Raw genomic sequence first — 16,216 nt, 5'->3', positions numbered from 1 at the left:
CTGGCCGTGCCTCGAATCAACGGAAGGGTGGGCAGTGACTGTCGGTTTTGCAACGGGCTCCGGCTCCGTCCTCAGGACCCTTGATTTCTTGCACCCGGGGGGCCAGTGATGGTGGAAGATCGACCCCCGGAAGCGGCATCGAGGAGACACTTCTGACCTCGCTCAACGCACAGCATGCTGATGCACCCGTGGTGCTCGTCGTGGACGATGATCCCGACATCCTGGAGGCACTCTCGGAGATCCTGGAGGCCGAGGGCTTCGAGATCCGCCGTGCCCGCAACGGCAAGGAAGCCCTGGAGCGCCTGGAGCCGGACCCTCCGCACCTCATCCTCCTGGACCTGATGATGCCGGTGATGGACGGCTGGGAGTTCGCCCAGCGCATGCGCCAGAAGCCGGACTTCGCGGGCATCCCCATCATCGTCCTCAGCGCGGACCGCAACGTCGGCAGCAAGGCGAAGGACATTGGCGCCATGGGTCACCTGGCCAAGCCCTTCGAACTGAACGACCTGCTGTCGATGGTGCGACAGTCCCTCAACCCCTCGGCGGACACTTCGCGGGTCTGAGCGCGGCAACCCTGGCGGTGCTTGACCCGACGGTGGGGCGCCACTACGGTCCGCGCAGGCCTGATTCACCAATCAACGCTGATAACAAGGAGCGAGTCATGGCGACCGCGAAGGACATCATCGAGGGGCAGATTCCCGAGAAGCTTCAGGCGAAGCCGGAGCTGGCGAAGGACATCAACGCCATCATCCACTTTGACGTCTCCGGCGACGGCGGCGGCAAGTGGACGCTGGACACCACCAAGTCGGAGGGCTGGGTGTCCGAGGGTCTCAACGGCGCGTCGAAGATGACGGTCTCCGTCAGCAACGACGACTTCGTGAAGATCCGCGAGGGCAAGCTGAACCCGCAGATGGCCGCCATGCAGGGCAAGCTCAAGTTCAAGCCGATGGACATGGGCCTCGCGATGAAGCTGGCGAAGCTGCTGGCCTGAGCCTCTGCGTATCGTGTCGTACCGACGGCGCGTCACCCTCGCGGGGACGCGCCGTCCGCATGTCTCCACCTCCCCCTGGAGCCCCCCTCCATGCCTGAGCCGTCTTCCCCCCTCGCGGGCCTGCGGGTGTTGGACCTGTCACGCCTGTTGCCCGGCCCGTACGCGACGCTGGTGCTCGCCGACCTGGGCGCCACCGTGGACACCGTGGAGGACCCGGACGTGGGGGACGCCACGCGCCACATGCCGCCGCACCGCGAAGGGGAGGGCGCGCTCTACTACGGCCTGCACCGCAACAAGCGCTCGCTCACGCTGAACCTCAAGACGCCGGAAGGCCGTGACGCGCTCCTGCGCCTCGTGTCCCACTACGACGTGCTGGTGGAGAGCTTCCGCCCCGGCGTGATGGACAAGCTGGGCGTGGGCGAGGCGGTGCTGCGCCAGAAGAACCCGCGGCTCATCTACTGCGCCATCTCCGGCTATGGCCAGACGGGGCCGGACCGGCTCAAGGCGGGGCACGACCTCAACTACGTGGCCCGCGCGGGCCTGCTGGGCTACGGCGGCGAGGCCGGTGGCGCGCCCGCGTTCCCGGGCGTGCAGATGGCGGACATCGGCGGAGGCAGCCTCTTCGCGCTGGTGGGCATCCTGGCCGCGCTGCACGAGCGCGAGCGCACGGGCGTGGGCCGCTTCGTGGACGTGTCCATGACGGACGGCGCGCTGGCGTTCCTGCACCTGCACCTGGCCTCGCGCCTCTTCATGGGGAAGGAGGGCGCACCGCTTGCGCGCGGAAGCGAGGCGCTCAACGGCGGCTACCCCAGCTATGGCCTGTACCGCACCGCGGACGACCGCTGGCTCGCGGTGGGCGCGCTGGAGCCCAAGTTCTTCGGCGCGCTCTGCGCGAAGCTGGGCCGCCCGGAGCTGCTGGATGACGCGTACTCGGGCGGCGCGGATGGCGCCCGCGTGAAGGCGGAGCTCACCCGCGTCTTCGCGAGCCAGCCCCTGGCGCACTGGCGGGAGCAGCTCTCCGGCGCGGAGTTCTGCGTGGAGCCGGTGGCGGAAGGCGACGAGGTGCTCGCGGATCCGCAGCTGCGCGCGCGCGGCCTCTTCGTGGAGACGGATGATGCGCAGCGCGGCATCCGCGTTACGCACCTGCTCACGCCGCTGCGCATGGGCGACGTCGCACTGCGTCCACCGCCCACGCTGGGACAGCACACGCGCGTCATCCTGGAGGACGCGGGTTTCACCGCTGAGGAAATCTCGCGCCTGATTGCATGAATGACGCGTGAAACGAACCCGTGAGGGCGGGTTCGTGCGCGGATCCAAAGTGACCCGTTGCTGATTGACAGCACTGGAGTCACAGTTAGTCTTTCCTGTTTTCTGACTGGGAAATCGACTTTCAAGCCCTGGGAAGGAAGGTCCCCCGTGCCCGACGCGCAGGAGCTCGAGTCATACATCCGACGGAAGTTCGCGGAAAACGTGGGTCTCACGGAAGAAGAGTTGTTCTCGGAAGACCTCACACTCGCGGCGCTGATTACGCGCTCCGAGCGCATGACCAACAGCGTGGACTTGATGGAAGCCTTTGCCCGCACCTCCAACGGATTGCGAAAGGATTTTGGACTCCGGGTGCGCCTGCCAGCCCTGTCCCTGGACACTCCGGTGTCCACGGTCCTGGCGGTGTTCATGGGCGAAGTCTCGAACCCGGAGCGGAAATCGGCATGAGTGTCCTGGCGCGAAGCGTCGAGCACGAAGAAGCGACCGCCGTCCCCCAGAAGGTCCTCCCGAACGAAGGCCGCCCGGCCATCCAGGGGGAGCTGTACGAGGCCCTCACCCAGCGGGGCCTGTCGTTGGTGGACATCACCTGGGAGCAGCAGCGCCTGCACGAGTCGCGGCGCTGGAGCGTGGTGGAGATGCTCGCCCAGGTGGACTTCACGCACGTGGGTGAAGCCGACCGGCACCTGGTGTGGAACGCGGGGCGGGCGGAGCTGACCACGAAGCCGGGCGCGGACCGGCTGGAGCGGCTGGCGGACCTGGAGTGCCGCCGGTGGCAGGAGAAGGACCCCACCGTCGCGGCCATCATGCAGGCGTGCGGCACGTGGAGCCGCTACTGGAACGAGGAGGAGGCGCACCACGAGACGGCGTTCAACCGCCTGTCCACGGTGTTGAAGCTGGAGCCCATCACCGACGCCACCTTCATCGAGTTCCGCAAGGTCTTCCCCGACGACGACATGCTGCGCACGCTCACGCTCCTCTCCATCTCCGAGGTGGTGGCGGCGGTGGACTACGGCCAGTGCTCGCAGATGGTCCAGGACCCGGACCTGCGTGCGCTGTTCAAGCAGGTGGCGGCGGACGAAGTGCAGCACATGAACTACTTCATCGCCTTCGCCAAGGCGCTGGTGGACAGCGGCGCGTACAAGGCGAAGGAGGCGTTCGCGGTGGCGCACCTGTTCCTGCGCGACGGCGGCGAGGTGCACGGCAGCAAGCGCGAGCGCGTGGAGGCGCGCGACACCCACGTCAACTGGTGGGATCAGCTGGAGCACCGCGAGGGCTTCTACGCCCCGGACGCGCTGCGCAAGAAGGAGCAGCTCATCTTCCACGCGCTCAAGCGCATCACCGGCATCACGGTGAACTCGCGCGAGGAGCTGGAGGACACCTGGATGGACCTCGTCGGGTGTTGATGGGCCTGGGCCACGACCTCCAGGCCATCTCGGAGCTGGAGGCCGCGCGGGCCCTGCGGGAGCCGGACGTCTTCTTCACCGCCGCGGAGCTCGCCCACTTCGAGCGCGCGGCGGACCCGGAGCAGAGCCTGGCGGCGGGCTTCAGCGCGAAGGAGGCCCTCTTCAAGGCGCTGCCCGCGGTCGCCGGTTGGTTCTGGACGGACGCCGAGCTCGTCCACGACGCCCGGCACGCGCCGCGCTTCCGGTTCCACGGCACGCTCGCGGCGCACCTGGCGCGCGAGGGCCTGCAGGTCGCTGTATCGCTGTCGCATAGCGGAGGGTTCGTCTCGACGGTGGTTCTCGTGACGCGCGCTCCGTCCCCCTGAAGTCGCTGTCGTCCCCCCGGCAGCCGAAGGACATCCCCCGTGCACTTCGAAGAGTCGTCGCTCACGCTGCGCGTACGTCCCAATGACCTGGACATCCTGGGGCACGTGAACAACGCCACCACGCTGGAGTACCTGGAGGCCGGCCGTTGGGCCTGGCTGGAGCGGCAGGGGCTGACGCGCGGAGGGCCGGTGGTGGCCGTGGTGTCGCGCGTGGAGGTGGACTACCGCCGGGAGATTCCCCCGGGCGACGTGGTGGTGCACACGGAGCTGGAGTCGCCTGCGGCGGACGAGCTGGAGCCGGACGGCCTCAACTACCGCGCGCGCTTCCGTCAGCGCGTGTTCCTGTCTGCGGACGGCCCGGTGGCGGTGGAGGCGCTGGTGAGCGTGGCCTTCCTGGACGCGCGGGCCCGGTCGCTCGCGTCGCTACAGCAGTTCCTGGACGCCGCGCGCGCGCCGGTGGCCCCCGTGGAGGAGCCGCTTCCATGAGCACGAACGCGAAGCAGGAGCTCGCGTCGCGCGAGTTCTGGGTGCCCACGTCCCAGGAGCACGCGCTGCACGTCGTGGAGGCGCGTCTGTCCACGACGCCGGACTCCGCGCCCGGCATCCTCTTCGTGCCGGGGCTGTTCTCCGACGGCCGCTTCTTCCTGGGCGGACAGGGTGACGGGGCCGCGCGCGCGTTCGTGGACGCGGGCTGCGTGGCGTACGTCGCTTCCCTGCGCGGGCATGGCAAGAGCCGCTGGCCCGCGAAGCGCGCGTACGACTGGAGCTTCGACACCTACGTGCGCCACGACATCCCGGACCTGGTGCGGGCCATGCGCGCGCGCCACACCGGACCGTTGTTCGTCCTGGCCCACAGCATGGCGGGCTACGCGGTGCTGGCGGCCCTGGGGGTGGACCCCTCGCTCCAGGCGTCGCTGTCCGGCGTGTGCACGCTGTCCTCGGCGGTGAACGACTACAGCGACGGCGGGTTCAAGAAGCGCTTCCAGCTGGGCTTCTCCTCCGCGGTGGCGGGCGTGTTGGGACGCTTCCCGGCGAAGGCGCTGAAGCAGGGGCCCTGGGACGAACCGGTGGGCGTGATGCGGCAGTTCACGGACTGGGCGCCCACGGGGGCGTTCCGCAGCGCGGACGGCGCGACGGACTACTGGAGCGCGCTCGGCAACGTGACGCTGCCGGTGTTCGCGGGCGTGGGCGCGGCGGACGTGTTCCATGCGTCACCGCAGCGCGCGCAGAAGCTGGTGGCCCACCTGGGCAGTGCCCACAAGGACCTGTTCGTCCTGGGGCGCGCGCAGGGGCTGAGCTGGGACGCGGGCCACTTCGACGTGGTGCGCGGAGAGCGCGCCCGCGCGGAGGTGCTGCCCCGCGTGCTCGCGTGGATGCGCCAGGTGGCGCCCTCGCACTGAAGGACCCGCAAGGGAGGGGAGGCTTTTCGCATGCTCGACATCATCCAGCGGTTGGAGTCGGTGGATCCTCGGCGCGGCCTGTTTCTCTACGACGACTTCGTCGGGCCGCCGGAGTTCGTTCCCTACCGGGAGTTCGCCTCCCGCGTGGCCGGGGCGGCGGAGCACTTCCGCGCGCGCGGCGTGGCGCCGGGCACGCGCGTGGTGCTGCCCTTCGAGACCTCCTCGGCCGTCATCTTCGCCTTCCTGGGACTGATGGAGCTGGGCGCGGTGCCCCTGTCCGTGAAGCCGTACATCCTGAGCACGCCGAAGGGGCCCTACCGGGAGTTCCTCGCGCGCATTCGCGAGCGCTATGGCGCGCAGCTCATCCTGGACGTGCCTGGCCTGTCCGGGCTGGAGCTGCCGCTGGAGCGACTGCCGCTGCCGCCCGCGGGCGCGAAGCGTCCCGGTGTGAAGCTGCGCGAGGTGGCGCCCGGAGAGCTGGCGTTCGTGCAGTTCTCGTCGGGGTCCACGTCGTTCCCCAAGGGCGTGCCCATCACCCAGGAGAACCTGGCCGCGAACCTGCGGATGATCATCCGGCACGACGGCCGCACGACCGAGGACCGGGTGACGAGCTGGCTGCCGCTCTACCACGACATGGGGCTCATCGGCGGGCTGCTCACCTGCATCACGGTGGGCAATGACCTGCTGTTGTCCCAGCCCGCGTCGTTCCTGATGGACCCCCTCGGCTGGCTGGAGCTCATCTCCACCGAGAAGGTGATGGGCTCCGTCATCCCCAACTTCGCCATCGACTACGCGCTGAAGTCGCTCAAGTCGGCGGACGCGGACGACCTGAAGCGGCTGGACCTGTCGCGCGTGCGGAGCATCTACCTGGGCAGCGAGCCCATCAACATCCCCAACCTGGAGCAGTTCCTGGACATCCTCGCCCCGTGCGGCCTGCGGCGCGACGTGTTCATGCCCTGCTACGGCATGGCGGAGACGGTGCTGATGGTCGCGAGCGTGCCGCCGCACCAGACGGTGCGCGTCATCACCGCGCCCAACGGCCAGCCCGCCATCTCCGTGGGCCGCCCGCTGACGGAGTTCGAGGTGCGGCTGCGCGCGGAGGACGGCAGACTGTGCGGCGAGGGCGAGCTGGGGGAGATCGAGCTGCGCGGCGGCAGCCTGGCGCCGTCGTACTTCCTGGACGACCGGCCCCTGCGCGGCGAGGACGGCTTCTACGCCACGGGTGACCTGGGCTTCCAGAAGGAGGGCGAGCTCTTCATCACCGGGCGGATCAACGACCGCATCAAGGTGAACGGCCAGAGCTTCTTCTCCGCGGACTTCGAGCAGGCCGTGGAGCGGCTGGGCTTCATCCGCCCGGGCCGCACCGCCGTCATCCAGGTGAAGGGCCGCCTCGTGGTGCTGGCGGAGGTGAACCACCCGTCCGCGCTGGAGCGCCTGGAGCACAGCCGCAAGCAGGTCTGCCAGTCGGTGCTGGAGACGGTGGGCGTGACGCTCGCGCAAGAGGACGTCCTCTTCATCCGCTACGGCCAGCTCCAGAAGACGAGCAGCGGCAAGCTCCAGCGCCGCGCCATCACCGAGGCCTACGAGCAGGGCCGCATCCGCACCGTGACGCCCATGGAGCTGCGCGCGGACCTGCTCCAGATGCGCGCGCAGCGGCTGGTGCTGGGCTCGGTGATGGTCGCGCGGCAGCGGGGCCGCCGGTGGATGGCCTCCGGGAAGGCGGCGCTCTCCGCGGGGCTCCTGCGGCTCAAGCCGGGAGGCCAGCGTCAGGACGGGCCCTGAGCCTGGGGTTCAACGGGCCTTCGCGGAGGCCCACAGGTCCCAGCCGCGCGCCGCGTGGCACGCATCGCCCACCAGGTCCAGGGCGAGCTGGGGCTGCGTCCTGGCCAGCGCCTCCGTGTCGCGGAAGGCGCCCGTGGCCTCCAGCCTGAGCGTGGCGTGCTCCAGCGCGGCCTTCGCCGCCGCCACCGCCTGGGCCTGCGCGGGCGTGGGCTTCCAGCCCGTCTCGTCCCGGTAGCGCCCCAGCGCCTCCAGGAAGTGGCCGTAGAACTTCACCATCTGCACCAGCACCGGGACGCGGTACGCGGGCGCGGCGGTGAGGGCGGCCTCGTACTGCTTCGCCTCCGAGCCCAGCCGGTACACCAGCACGTCCACCTGCGTGTCCAGCCGCGCACCCCAGGCCTTGCGCACGGCGGGGAAGCGCGCCCAGCCCGCGACGGCCTGGAAGAAGTGGAGCCCGCCACACGGGTGCGCGTAGATGCCCTGCTTGTTCTTGGGCACCTGGGCAAGGCCCGCCTTCATGCCCCGGAGCAGCTCCGCGTTCGCGGACTCCAGCGTGGCGAGCGCGGTCTCCATCACCGCGTCCATGCGCACCGTCTCCCCCGCGCCGTTGACGAACGAGCCCCCGGGCTCCAGCACATGTGACAGCGCGTCCAGCGCCCACGCTCCGTCCGGAGACGCGGCGAGCGCGGGGCGGAAGTCGTGCTGGAGCGAGCCCACCAGCTCCCGCAGCGTCACCTTGCCCCACGCCGTGGGGAACGCATGCGCGCGGGGGTAGCCCGCGAGGAGGAAGGTCTTCACCTGGAGCGCCGGGTGGGGCTCCACGGGCGTGCCGTCCGGGGTGAAGGCGTCGAAGAAGTAGCGGGCCGTGCCTCCCGCGTCGGGGGCGTCGCGGCGCAGGAACCCCGCGACGATGGCGTCCGCGGCCGCGCGGCCATCCTTCGCGCGGAAGGCCTTCCCATCCAGGTCCATGCCGTGCGCGAGCGCCCAGGGCCTGGAGGGATCCGCCGCGTGCGCGCGGCACTGCGCGTGGAGCACCGCGGACGCGGAAGGAGGGGAGGGCGGGGGAGCGGCGCTCAGGCCAAGCCCGAGCAGGGCCACGAAGGAGGGGAGCATGGGCGCGGGCAGTGTCGCAGCCCGCGCCCGTCCACGCACCTGGGGGCCGTCTTCAGCGCGGCGGGGCGCTGGCCTTCATCCGGGCGAGCATCCGCTCGATGATGCCGAACAGCGCCTCGCGGTCATCCTCGGGAAGCAGGCCCATCAACCGCCGGATGCCCGCGTCCGTCATCAACTGGATGACCTTGTAGATTTCACATCCCCGGTCGGTGAGCTTCGCGGTGACGGCGCGGCGGTCCTCCGCGTCCCGTCCGCGCTCCACCATGCCCATGTCCTCCAGGCGGTCCACCACGCCGGTGATGGTCTTCTTGGTGATGCCGATGCGCTGCGCCAGCACGCCCACCTGGATGGGGCCGTCCATGCCCAGCCACCCCAGCGCGTGCACCTGGGTGGGGGTCAGCCGCATGTCGTCGCAGAGGCTCGCCAGCGGGTCCCTCAGGGAGCGGAAGTGGGCCAGCTCCCGGATGAGCCCCATGAAGCGGCGCGAGTCCGGCGTGGACTGGTCCCCTTCCTGGAGCAGGCGCTCCATCACGGCCTTCTCGTCGGGGGCCTCGTCCTTCCCCTCGGAGCGCACTTCGGACTCCGAGGGGGAGGTGATGGAGGTGGGGCGGCGCATCAGGCCGTCTCCACCCGGGCCGCGGCCGCCGCGGCGGCTTCCCGCTCACGATCCTGGTTGGACGGACCGTGCGCCGTGCCGGAGCCACCCGCGAAGCCGGGGTCGCTCTTCTTGGTGCGCTTGAAGCGCGCGGCCAGCTGATCCAGCAGCGAGTACACCACCGGCACCACGCCCAGCGTGAGGAACGTGGAGGTGATGAGGCCGCCGATGATGGTGATGGCCATGGGCGCGCGCGTCTCCGCGCCGTCGCCCTTGGCGATGGCCACCGGGATCATGCCGGCGATCATCGCGATGGTCGTCATCAGGATCGGGCGCAGACGCACCGGAGCGGCCTCGAGGAGCGCCTCGTGCGCCGTGCGGCCCTTCTCACGGACCTGCAGCGTGAAGTCCACCAGGAGGATGCCGTTCTTCACCACCAGGCCCATGAGCATGATGACGCCGATGAGGGCGAACATGGACATGTACTGGCCGGTGATCAGCAGGCCGCCAATCGCTCCGATGAAGGCGAAGGGCAGCGACAGCATGATCGTGAACGGGTGGATGAGGCTTTCGAACTGCGCCGCGAGGATCATGTAGATGAGGATGATGCCCAGGAGCAGCGCCGTGCCGAACGCGGCCACGGACTTGCCCAGCTCCTTCGCGTTGCCTTCCAGCTCGCCCACGACGCTCTTGGGCAGCTGCGTGGAGGCGTAGCCCTGCATGTAGGTGATGGCGTCGGAGAGCGCGTAGCCCTCCTTCAGGTTCGCCAGCATGGTGATCTGCCGCCGCTGCGACTGACGGTCGATCTGCACCGGGCCCTCCGCGGGGACGATGCGGCCCAGGTTGCGCAGCTCCACCAACTGCCCGGTGGGGGCGCGCACGGCCAACTGGCCGAGCGCGTCCGCGGAGGCCAGCGTCTCCGGCGGCAGGCGCAGCTTCACCTCGTACGTCTCACCGCCCTCGCGGTAGTCCAGCACCTTGTCCTGGCCCAGGTAGGAGCGCAGCGTCTGGCCCAGGGACGCGGCCGGCACGCCGAGCATGGCCGCGCGGTCGCGGTCCACCTGCACGTCGTACTGCGGCTTGCCGGAGCGGTACGTCATGTCCACGTCGGTGAGGCCCGGGTTCTTGAGCATCTCCAGGCGCATCTTCTCCGCGGACTCGGTCAGCTCCTTCCAGTTGTCACCGCGCAGGTTGAACTGCACCTGCTGGCTGCGCGAACCGGCGCCCGCCACCGCGGCCACGTCCTGCACGGCCACCGTGACACCCGGGGGCGCCTTGATGGTCTGGCGCAGGTAGGCCTTGAGCTCGCTCTGCTTGAAGGCGCGGTCGCCCACGGGCTTCAGGTTGATGAGCACCTCGCCCTTGTGGACCTCCTCCTGCACGCCGCCACCGGCGGTGGTGAACGTGGAGTCGATGCCCGGCAGCGCGCGCACCTGGGACGCGAACGTGTCCAGCTGCGTCTGGGTCTGCTGGATGGTGGAGCCGATGGGCAGCTCCACCGTCAGCTTGATGTTGCCGTTGTCCTGCTCCGGGATGAACGTGAACTTGAGGAAGCGGGCCAGGCCGAAGGTCGCGAAGAGCACCACCACCGCGACGATCATCGTCAGGGCGCGCTGGCGCAGGATGCCGCCCAGGATCTTCCGGTAGCCGTTCTCCATGCCCACCAGCACCTTCTCCACCGCGGCGGAGATGCCCGTCGGGTGCCCGTGCTCACGCAGGAGGCGCGAGGAGAGCATCGGCGTGAGCGTCATGGACACCACGTAGGAGATGAGCGTGGCCACCGCCACCGTGACGCCGAACTGGTAGAAGAACTTGCCGATCATGCCGTCCATGAAGGCCACCGGGATGAACACCGCCACGATGGCCAGCGTCACCGCGAGCACCGCGAGGGCAATCTGTCCGGCGCCTTCCAGCGCGGCCTGCATGGGCGTGGCGCCCTCTTCCATGTGACGGACGATGTTCTCGATGACCACGATGGCGTCGTCGATGAGCAGACCGATGGACAGGGTCAGCGCGAGCATCGTGATCATGTTGAAGGTGAAGCCCAGCGCCGCCATCACCGCGAACGTACCGACCACGGACACCGGCAGCGCGATGGCCGCCACGATGGTGGAGCGCAGGTTGCGCAGGAACACCAGCACGATGAGGACGGCGAGCACGCCGCCCAGGATGAGGTCCTCCTGCACCGCGTGGATGGACGAGCGGATGAACCGCGCGTTGTCCGTCACGGTCTCCACCTTGATGCCGCCGGGCAGCGTCTTGTTGATGTCCGCCAGCGACTCCTGCACCAGGTCCGCCACCTGCACGGTGTTGGAGCCGGACTGCTTGCGCACCACCAGCGCCACCGCGCTGCGCTCGCCGCTCTTCGCGCCCGAGCGCTGCTCGGCGGGGCCGTCCACCACCTCCGCGATGTCGCGCACGCGCACCGGCGCGCCGCCGGAGCTGGTGATGATGATGTTGCGGATGTCCTCCACGCTCTTGGCTTCGGACGTCAGGCGCACCACGCGCTCACGGCCGCTGTCCATGCTGCGGCCGCCGGGGACGTCCAGGCTCTGGGCCTTGAGCGCCTGGCTGACGTCGCTGATGGCCAGACCGAAGCCGCGCAGCCGGTTCGGGTCCACCACGAGCTGGATCTCCCGCTCACGGCCACCGACGATGTCGATGCTGCCCACGCCCTGGTTGCGCTGGAGCGCCGGCTTCACGATGTCGTCCGCGATGCGCGTCAGCTCCTCCACGGGCATGGGGCCCGCGAGCGCCAGTGTGATGATGGGGGCGGCGCCGATGTCGAACTTCTCGACGACGGGCGTCTCCACCTCATCCGGCAGCTTGCTCAGCGTGGCCTGGACGCGGTCGCGCACGTCCTGCGCCGCGATGTCCACCTTGGTGGACAGTTTGAACTGCACGACGATCTGCGAAACGCTCTCCAGGTTGATGGACTTGAGCACGTCCACGCCGTTGAGCGTGTTGAGCGCCTCCTCCAGCGGGTCGGAGACGTTCTTCTCCATCGTCTCCGGGTCCGCGCCCGGGAGCACGGTCGTCACGGTGACGACGGGGAAGTCGACGTCGGGGAACTGATCCACGCCGATCTTCGGATAGGCGAACAGGCCGAACACCACCACCGCCAGCATCAGCATGGCGGTGAAGATGGGCCGTGAAATGAAGGTCTTGAGCATTCAGATACCCAGGGAAGAAGAGGGGAGGGCAGGGACCGCTACTGCGCGACGCGCACGGCGGTCCCCTCCTTGACGTCCAGCGAGGCGTCGGCGAGCACGCGCTCCTCCGCCGTCAGGCCCTGCAGCACCTTCACGTAGCCGGGCAGCACGCGCTGCACGCGCACGTCGCGCTTGCGCACGGTGCCGTCCTGCACCACCCACACGAAGCCATCCTGGCCCTTGCTGCTGACGGCCTGCGCCGGCAGGAACAGGCCGTTGCCCGCGTCACCCGCGGCCTTGGAGAAGTCCATCTCCACCAGCGCGCCGGGGCGCAGCGGGTGGTCCGTCTTGCCCGTCACGTCCGCCAGCACCTCCACCGTGCGGCTCTGCGCGTCGATGACGGCGCCCACGTTGGCGACCTTCGCCTCGAAGCGCATGCCGCTGGGGTTCACCGTGCCCGGCGTGACGATGCCCGGCGCCACGTTGTCGATGACGGACTCCGGCACCATCATCCGGATCTCCAGCCCGTCCGTGTCCACGATGGAGAACACCGGGGTGGAGGGCGTCATCGCCACCGAGTCACCCACGTTCTTGGTGCGCGCGGTGATGATGCCGTTGAAGGGCGCCACGATGCTGTGGTCGCGCAGGTTCTCCACCGCCAGCCGGTACGCCGCGCCGGCCTGGGCCGCCTGGGCCGCGGCCTGCTTCTGGCCGATCTCCGCCTGCTCCAGCGCGTTGGCCGCGACGCCGCCGGACTCGGCGACCTTGCGCGTGCGCTCCAGGTTGCTGGTGGCCAGCTGCAGCGCGGCCTCCGCCATGTCCTTGGCCGCCTTCGCCTGGTCCACCGCGATGGAGACGTTGGACGTGTCCAGCTGCGCCAGCACGTCGCCCTTCTTCACCTTGTCGCCCACCCGGACGTTCACCTTCGCGAGCGTGCCCGTCGCCTGGGGACCCAGGACGGCCTCCTGCTTGGAGCGGACCTGGCCCGTGACGCGCGTCACGTTCTGCTCCAGCTCCGTGGCCGGAGTGATGGCCTTGACGCCCAGCGCGTTGGAGCCTTCCTGCTGAGTCGGAAGCTGCGCCTTCTCCGCGCCCGCCTTCGAGCACCCCGCCGTCGACACCGCCACGGCCACCACGGCAGCCAAGATTCGCTGATTCACGCGTCCGAACTCCTGCCGGTTCGCCGGCGGGACACCCGCCCTGGCACCTGCTCCGGCTAATTCTTTGTGGGCTAGAAATTACCGACACTCGATTATCTGTCAAGAGGATACTCCGGAGTGCGGACTATCCACTCCCCAGTCATCCCGCGGGGTTGGCTGCCTGCTCCCCGGGCCTTCAGACTTCTTCACAACACCGGTGCCGGCGCGCTGCGTCACCAGGAAGGCGGGCGTCGGAGGGGCTTCGGGACGCAGGGCGTCGCTTGTGGCTGACGGCGGGGGCCTGTTATTGACTCGCGAATCAACCCACAGCGGGACAACCCCTTAAGGACTCGCGATGCTCAACCCGTTCACCGAGGAGCACGAGGCGTTTCGCAGGTCGGTTCGCGCCTTCGTGGAGAAGGAGATGGCGCCCTACGGTCTGGAGTGGGACCGGGCGGGCATCTTTCCCCGCGAGCTGTTCAAGAAGTGCGGCGAGCTGGGCTTCCTGGGCATCAACCACGACCCGAAGTTCGGCGGCAGCGGCCTGGACTACTGGTACGTGACGGCGTTCGCGGAGGAGCTGTCGCGCAGCCGCAACGCGGGCGTGAACATGGCGCTCCTGGTGCAGAGCCAGATGGCCACGCCCATCATCAATGAAATCGGCACTGACGAGCAGAAGCGCGAGTTCCTGGAGCCCGCGCTCAAGGGCGAGCGCATCGCGGCGCTGGGCGTGAGCGAGCCGGGCTGCGGCTCCGACGTGGCGAGCATCAAGACGACGGCGCGCCGGGACGGCGACGACTACGTCATCAACGGCTCCAAGATGTGGATCACCAACGGCACGCGCGCGGACTTCATCACGCTGGCGGTGCGCACGGGTGAGCAGGGCTACGGCGGCATCTCGCTGGTGACGTTCCCCACGGACGTGAAGGGGTTCAGCATCTCCAAGAAGCTGGACAAGATTGGAAACCTGTCCTCGGACACGGCCATCCTCTACTTCGAGGACTGCCGCATCCCCGCGCGCTACGTGCTGGGCGAGGAGAACGCGGGCTTCTACCACATCATGACCAACTTCCAGGGTGAGCGCCTGGTGGGCGCCATCACCACGGTGGGCGGCATGGACCGGATGCTGGAGGACGCCCTCCAGTACGGCAACGAGCGCGAGGCGTTCGGCCGGCCGCTGATCAAATTCCAGGTGTGGCGCCACAAGTTCGTGGAGCACCTGACGGCGGTGGAGGCGGCGCGGCGGCTCAACTACTACGCGGTGGACCTCTACGACCGGAAGGAGAACCCGGTGAAGGAGATCTCCATGGCGAAGCTGTTCGCCGGAGACCTGGCCCAGCGCGTGGCCTACGACTGCCAGCAGTTCTTCGGCGGCATGGGCTACATCGAGGAGACGCCCATCGCGCGCATGTGGCGGGACGTGCGGCTCATCACCATCGGCGGCGGCACCTCCGAGGTGATGAAGGAGATCATCTCCAAGCTGTACGGCTTCTAGCTACTTCCTGCCGAAGAGGGCCTCCGCGGCGCTGAGCATCGCGTCGCGTGAGGCCTTCTGGTGCAGGCCGCCTTCGCCCAGTTGGAAGAGCTCGCAGAAGTTGGCCTCGTCCTTGTCGCGGGGGACCTCCGCGAAGGGCTCCTTGCAGGCCTTGGCCACGGACTCGTCGAAGTGGCGGCAGTTGCGGCAGGAGCGCAGGTCCTCCTCACAGCTGGGGCACGTGGCGCTCCGGCCGACCTGATTCGCGATGATGTCGAGTGCGTGTCCGCAGTGCGCGCAGCCTGGCATGGCGGTCCTCCCCGTCAGACGGTAACGGGGACATCCTGCCAGAGTCCGGGCCTAACGCTGGACGCTGGGCGCGAACGCCGGGGCGGGCAGGGAGGAGGCTTCCTGGGGCCGGCGCAGCTCGCCGGTGGCGTCCAGGAGCTGGTCGTCCAGCCGCTTGAGGAGGAAGAGGACGTAGGCGGACAGGCCGGACAGGACGGCGGCCATGATGCCCAGCAGCATGCCCCGCTGCCAGCGGTGGGCCTGCTCCATCACGCCGCGGCGTTCCTTGAAGGTCTTCAGCTGGGCGTCCACGGAGGTGCCGTCCAGCTTCTGGGCGAAGTCGGAGGCCTGGGCGCTGCCCCGGGCCATCAGCCAGCGGCCCTCCGCCTGGAGGGCCTCGGCGCGCGCGTAGCAGAACGCCGCCCCGCCCGCGAAGAGCAGGGAGATGCACAAGGCCGCTGTCACGCTCCGGGTGCCCATGCCACCAACCCTCCGGTGAAGTCCGTGGGCGCGGCCAGCCAACAGGCCGCGACTGCTCCGGCTTTCCGAAGACAGTAGCGGATGCTAGGGACGGCTTCTGACATGGGCAAGCCCTACCGTCCTAAAGACCACTATTTCCAGAAAGCCAAGCAAGAGGGACTGCGAGCGCGTTCCGCGTTCAAGGTCGATGAGATCCTCAAGCGCTTCCCCGGGTCCGTGAAGAAGGGCGCGGCGGTGCTGGATCTGGGCGCGGCGCCGGGCGGGTTCCTCCAGATTCTGGCGGACGCGGTGGGGATGAACGGGCGCGTCATCGGCGTGGACATCGCGGCCATCCGTCCGTTCAGCCAGAAGTGGGTGACGACGGCGGTGCTGGACGTGCTCGCGGACGACTTCGACGCGAAGCTGGCCGCGCTGTACGACGGTCCCTACGACGCGGTCATCTCCGACATGGCGCCCAAGACGTCCGGCATCAAGGGCACGGACGAGGCGCGCAGCCTGCGGCTCGCGGGCAAGGCGCTGGAGGTGGCCGCCGCGCGCGGCAGGCCCGGCGCCACGTTCGTGGCCAAAGTCTTCATGGGGGGCGACTTCGAGGCCTTCCGTGACGAGGTGCGCAAGCACTTCGAGGAGGTGAAGATCGTCCGCCCCGAGGCGACTCGCGGCGCCAGCATGGAGGTCTACGTGGTGGGTCTGCGGCGCAGGGGCCCCGCGCCTTCCGCATCCTGAAACAGCGAAGGGAACGCCACGGGCGCGGGCGGCGTCTAGAGTGCC

At 69.2% G+C, this 16,216-nt stretch carries 17 protein-coding genes; 11 read left to right on the top strand and 6 right to left on the bottom strand.

From position 1 onward, the window contains the following. Positions 1-188 precede the first annotated feature (188 nt). The 9 genes from ACX114_RS25515 to ACX114_RS25475 all read left to right on the top strand — a co-directional run bounded on the left by ACX114_RS25515 (position 189) and on the right by ACX114_RS25475 (position 7,207). A complete protein-coding gene (locus tag ACX114_RS25515; RefSeq protein ID WP_014397893.1) occupies positions 189-563 on the top strand; it encodes a response regulator in 375 nt (124 codons plus the stop codon). Positions 564-661: 98 nt separating this feature from the next. Then, entirely contained in the window at positions 662-991 is a 330-nt protein-coding gene (locus ACX114_RS25510; protein WP_206792778.1) for an SCP2 sterol-binding domain-containing protein, read from the top strand. A 90-nt stretch (positions 992-1,081) separates the two neighbouring features. After that, positions 1,082-2,260: a CaiB/BaiF CoA transferase family protein gene (locus ACX114_RS25505; protein WP_459288651.1), complete on the top strand. Its 1,179-nt coding sequence runs from the start codon at positions 1,082-1,084 to the stop codon at positions 2,258-2,260. 147 nt (positions 2,261-2,407) lie between these two features. Beyond that, on the top strand, positions 2,408-2,704 hold the full coding sequence (locus ACX114_RS25500; protein WP_459288649.1) for a hypothetical protein: 297 nt from the start codon (positions 2,408-2,410) through the stop codon (positions 2,702-2,704). Continuing rightward, on the top strand, positions 2,701-3,660 hold the full coding sequence (locus ACX114_RS25495) for a ferritin-like domain-containing protein (RefSeq protein WP_459288647.1): 960 nt from the start codon (positions 2,701-2,703) through the stop codon (positions 3,658-3,660). Before ACX114_RS25500 ends, ACX114_RS25495 begins: the two co-directional genes overlap by 4 nt. Further along, positions 3,660-4,025 carry a holo-ACP synthase gene (locus ACX114_RS25490; protein ID WP_459300272.1) on the top strand — a complete coding sequence of 122 codons (366 nt, stop codon included), beginning with the start codon at positions 3,660-3,662 and terminating at the stop codon, positions 4,023-4,025. Before ACX114_RS25495 ends, ACX114_RS25490 begins: the two co-directional genes overlap by 1 nt. A 39-nt stretch (positions 4,026-4,064) precedes the next feature. Then, the gene (locus tag ACX114_RS25485; protein WP_459288645.1) at positions 4,065-4,511 is read left to right on the top strand and encodes an acyl-CoA thioesterase; all 447 of its coding nucleotides are present in this window, start codon (positions 4,065-4,067) and stop codon (positions 4,509-4,511) included. Then, entirely contained in the window at positions 4,508-5,425 is a 918-nt protein-coding gene (locus ACX114_RS25480; RefSeq protein WP_459288643.1) for a serine aminopeptidase domain-containing protein, read from the top strand. The genes ACX114_RS25485 and ACX114_RS25480 overlap by 4 nt, the downstream gene beginning before the upstream one ends. 30 nt (positions 5,426-5,455) lie before the next feature. After that, positions 5,456-7,207, top strand: coding sequence for an AMP-binding protein (locus tag ACX114_RS25475; protein WP_459288641.1), 1,752 nt, complete (start codon positions 5,456-5,458; stop codon positions 7,205-7,207). A gap of 9 nt (positions 7,208-7,216) precedes the next feature. Here ACX114_RS25475 and ACX114_RS25470 read toward each other — a convergent pair whose 3' ends face one another. The 4 genes from ACX114_RS25470 to ACX114_RS25455 are packed head-to-tail and all read right to left on the bottom strand — an operon-like array spanning position 7,217 to position 13,227. Then, the gene (locus ACX114_RS25470) at positions 7,217-8,320 is read right to left on the bottom strand and encodes a hypothetical protein (protein ID WP_459288639.1); all 1,104 of its coding nucleotides are present in this window, start codon (positions 8,318-8,320) and stop codon (positions 7,217-7,219) included. Positions 8,321-8,372: 52 nt separating this feature from the next. Continuing rightward, the gene (locus ACX114_RS25465) at positions 8,373-8,936 is read right to left on the bottom strand and encodes a MarR family winged helix-turn-helix transcriptional regulator (RefSeq protein ID WP_459288637.1); all 564 of its coding nucleotides are present in this window, start codon (positions 8,934-8,936) and stop codon (positions 8,373-8,375) included. Next, positions 8,936-12,088: an efflux RND transporter permease subunit gene (locus ACX114_RS25460; RefSeq protein WP_459288635.1), complete on the bottom strand. Its 3,153-nt coding sequence runs from the start codon at positions 12,086-12,088 to the stop codon at positions 8,936-8,938. The genes ACX114_RS25465 and ACX114_RS25460 overlap by 1 nt, the downstream gene beginning before the upstream one ends. 38 nt (positions 12,089-12,126) lie before the next feature. Then, on the bottom strand, positions 12,127-13,227 hold the full coding sequence (locus ACX114_RS25455) for an efflux RND transporter periplasmic adaptor subunit (RefSeq protein WP_459288633.1): 1,101 nt from the start codon (positions 13,225-13,227) through the stop codon (positions 12,127-12,129). A gap of 334 nt (positions 13,228-13,561) precedes the next feature. Between ACX114_RS25455 and ACX114_RS25450 the strand changes: the two genes are divergently transcribed. Further along, positions 13,562-14,701: an acyl-CoA dehydrogenase family protein gene (locus tag ACX114_RS25450; RefSeq protein ID WP_459288631.1), complete on the top strand. Its 1,140-nt coding sequence runs from the start codon at positions 13,562-13,564 to the stop codon at positions 14,699-14,701. On the opposite strand, the gene ACX114_RS25445 is transcribed toward ACX114_RS25450, so the two are convergent. After that, entirely contained in the window at positions 14,702-14,989 is a 288-nt protein-coding gene (locus ACX114_RS25445) for a hypothetical protein (protein WP_120588905.1), read from the bottom strand. A 51-nt stretch (positions 14,990-15,040) separates the two neighbouring features. Then, positions 15,041-15,448: a hypothetical protein gene (locus ACX114_RS25440; RefSeq protein WP_014397878.1), complete on the bottom strand. Its 408-nt coding sequence runs from the start codon at positions 15,446-15,448 to the stop codon at positions 15,041-15,043. Between the two features lie 81 nt (positions 15,449-15,529). Between ACX114_RS25440 and ACX114_RS25435 the strand changes: the two genes are divergently transcribed. After that, entirely contained in the window at positions 15,530-16,171 is a 642-nt protein-coding gene (locus tag ACX114_RS25435; RefSeq protein ID WP_459288628.1) for an SAM-dependent methyltransferase, read from the top strand. The last annotated feature ends 45 nt before the right edge of the window (positions 16,172-16,216 follow it).

This window comes from Corallococcus sp. M7 (genome assembly GCF_054512695.1).
Note: the sequence above shows the minus strand (reverse complement) of the source record. Positions and strands in the feature narration are given on the sequence as shown.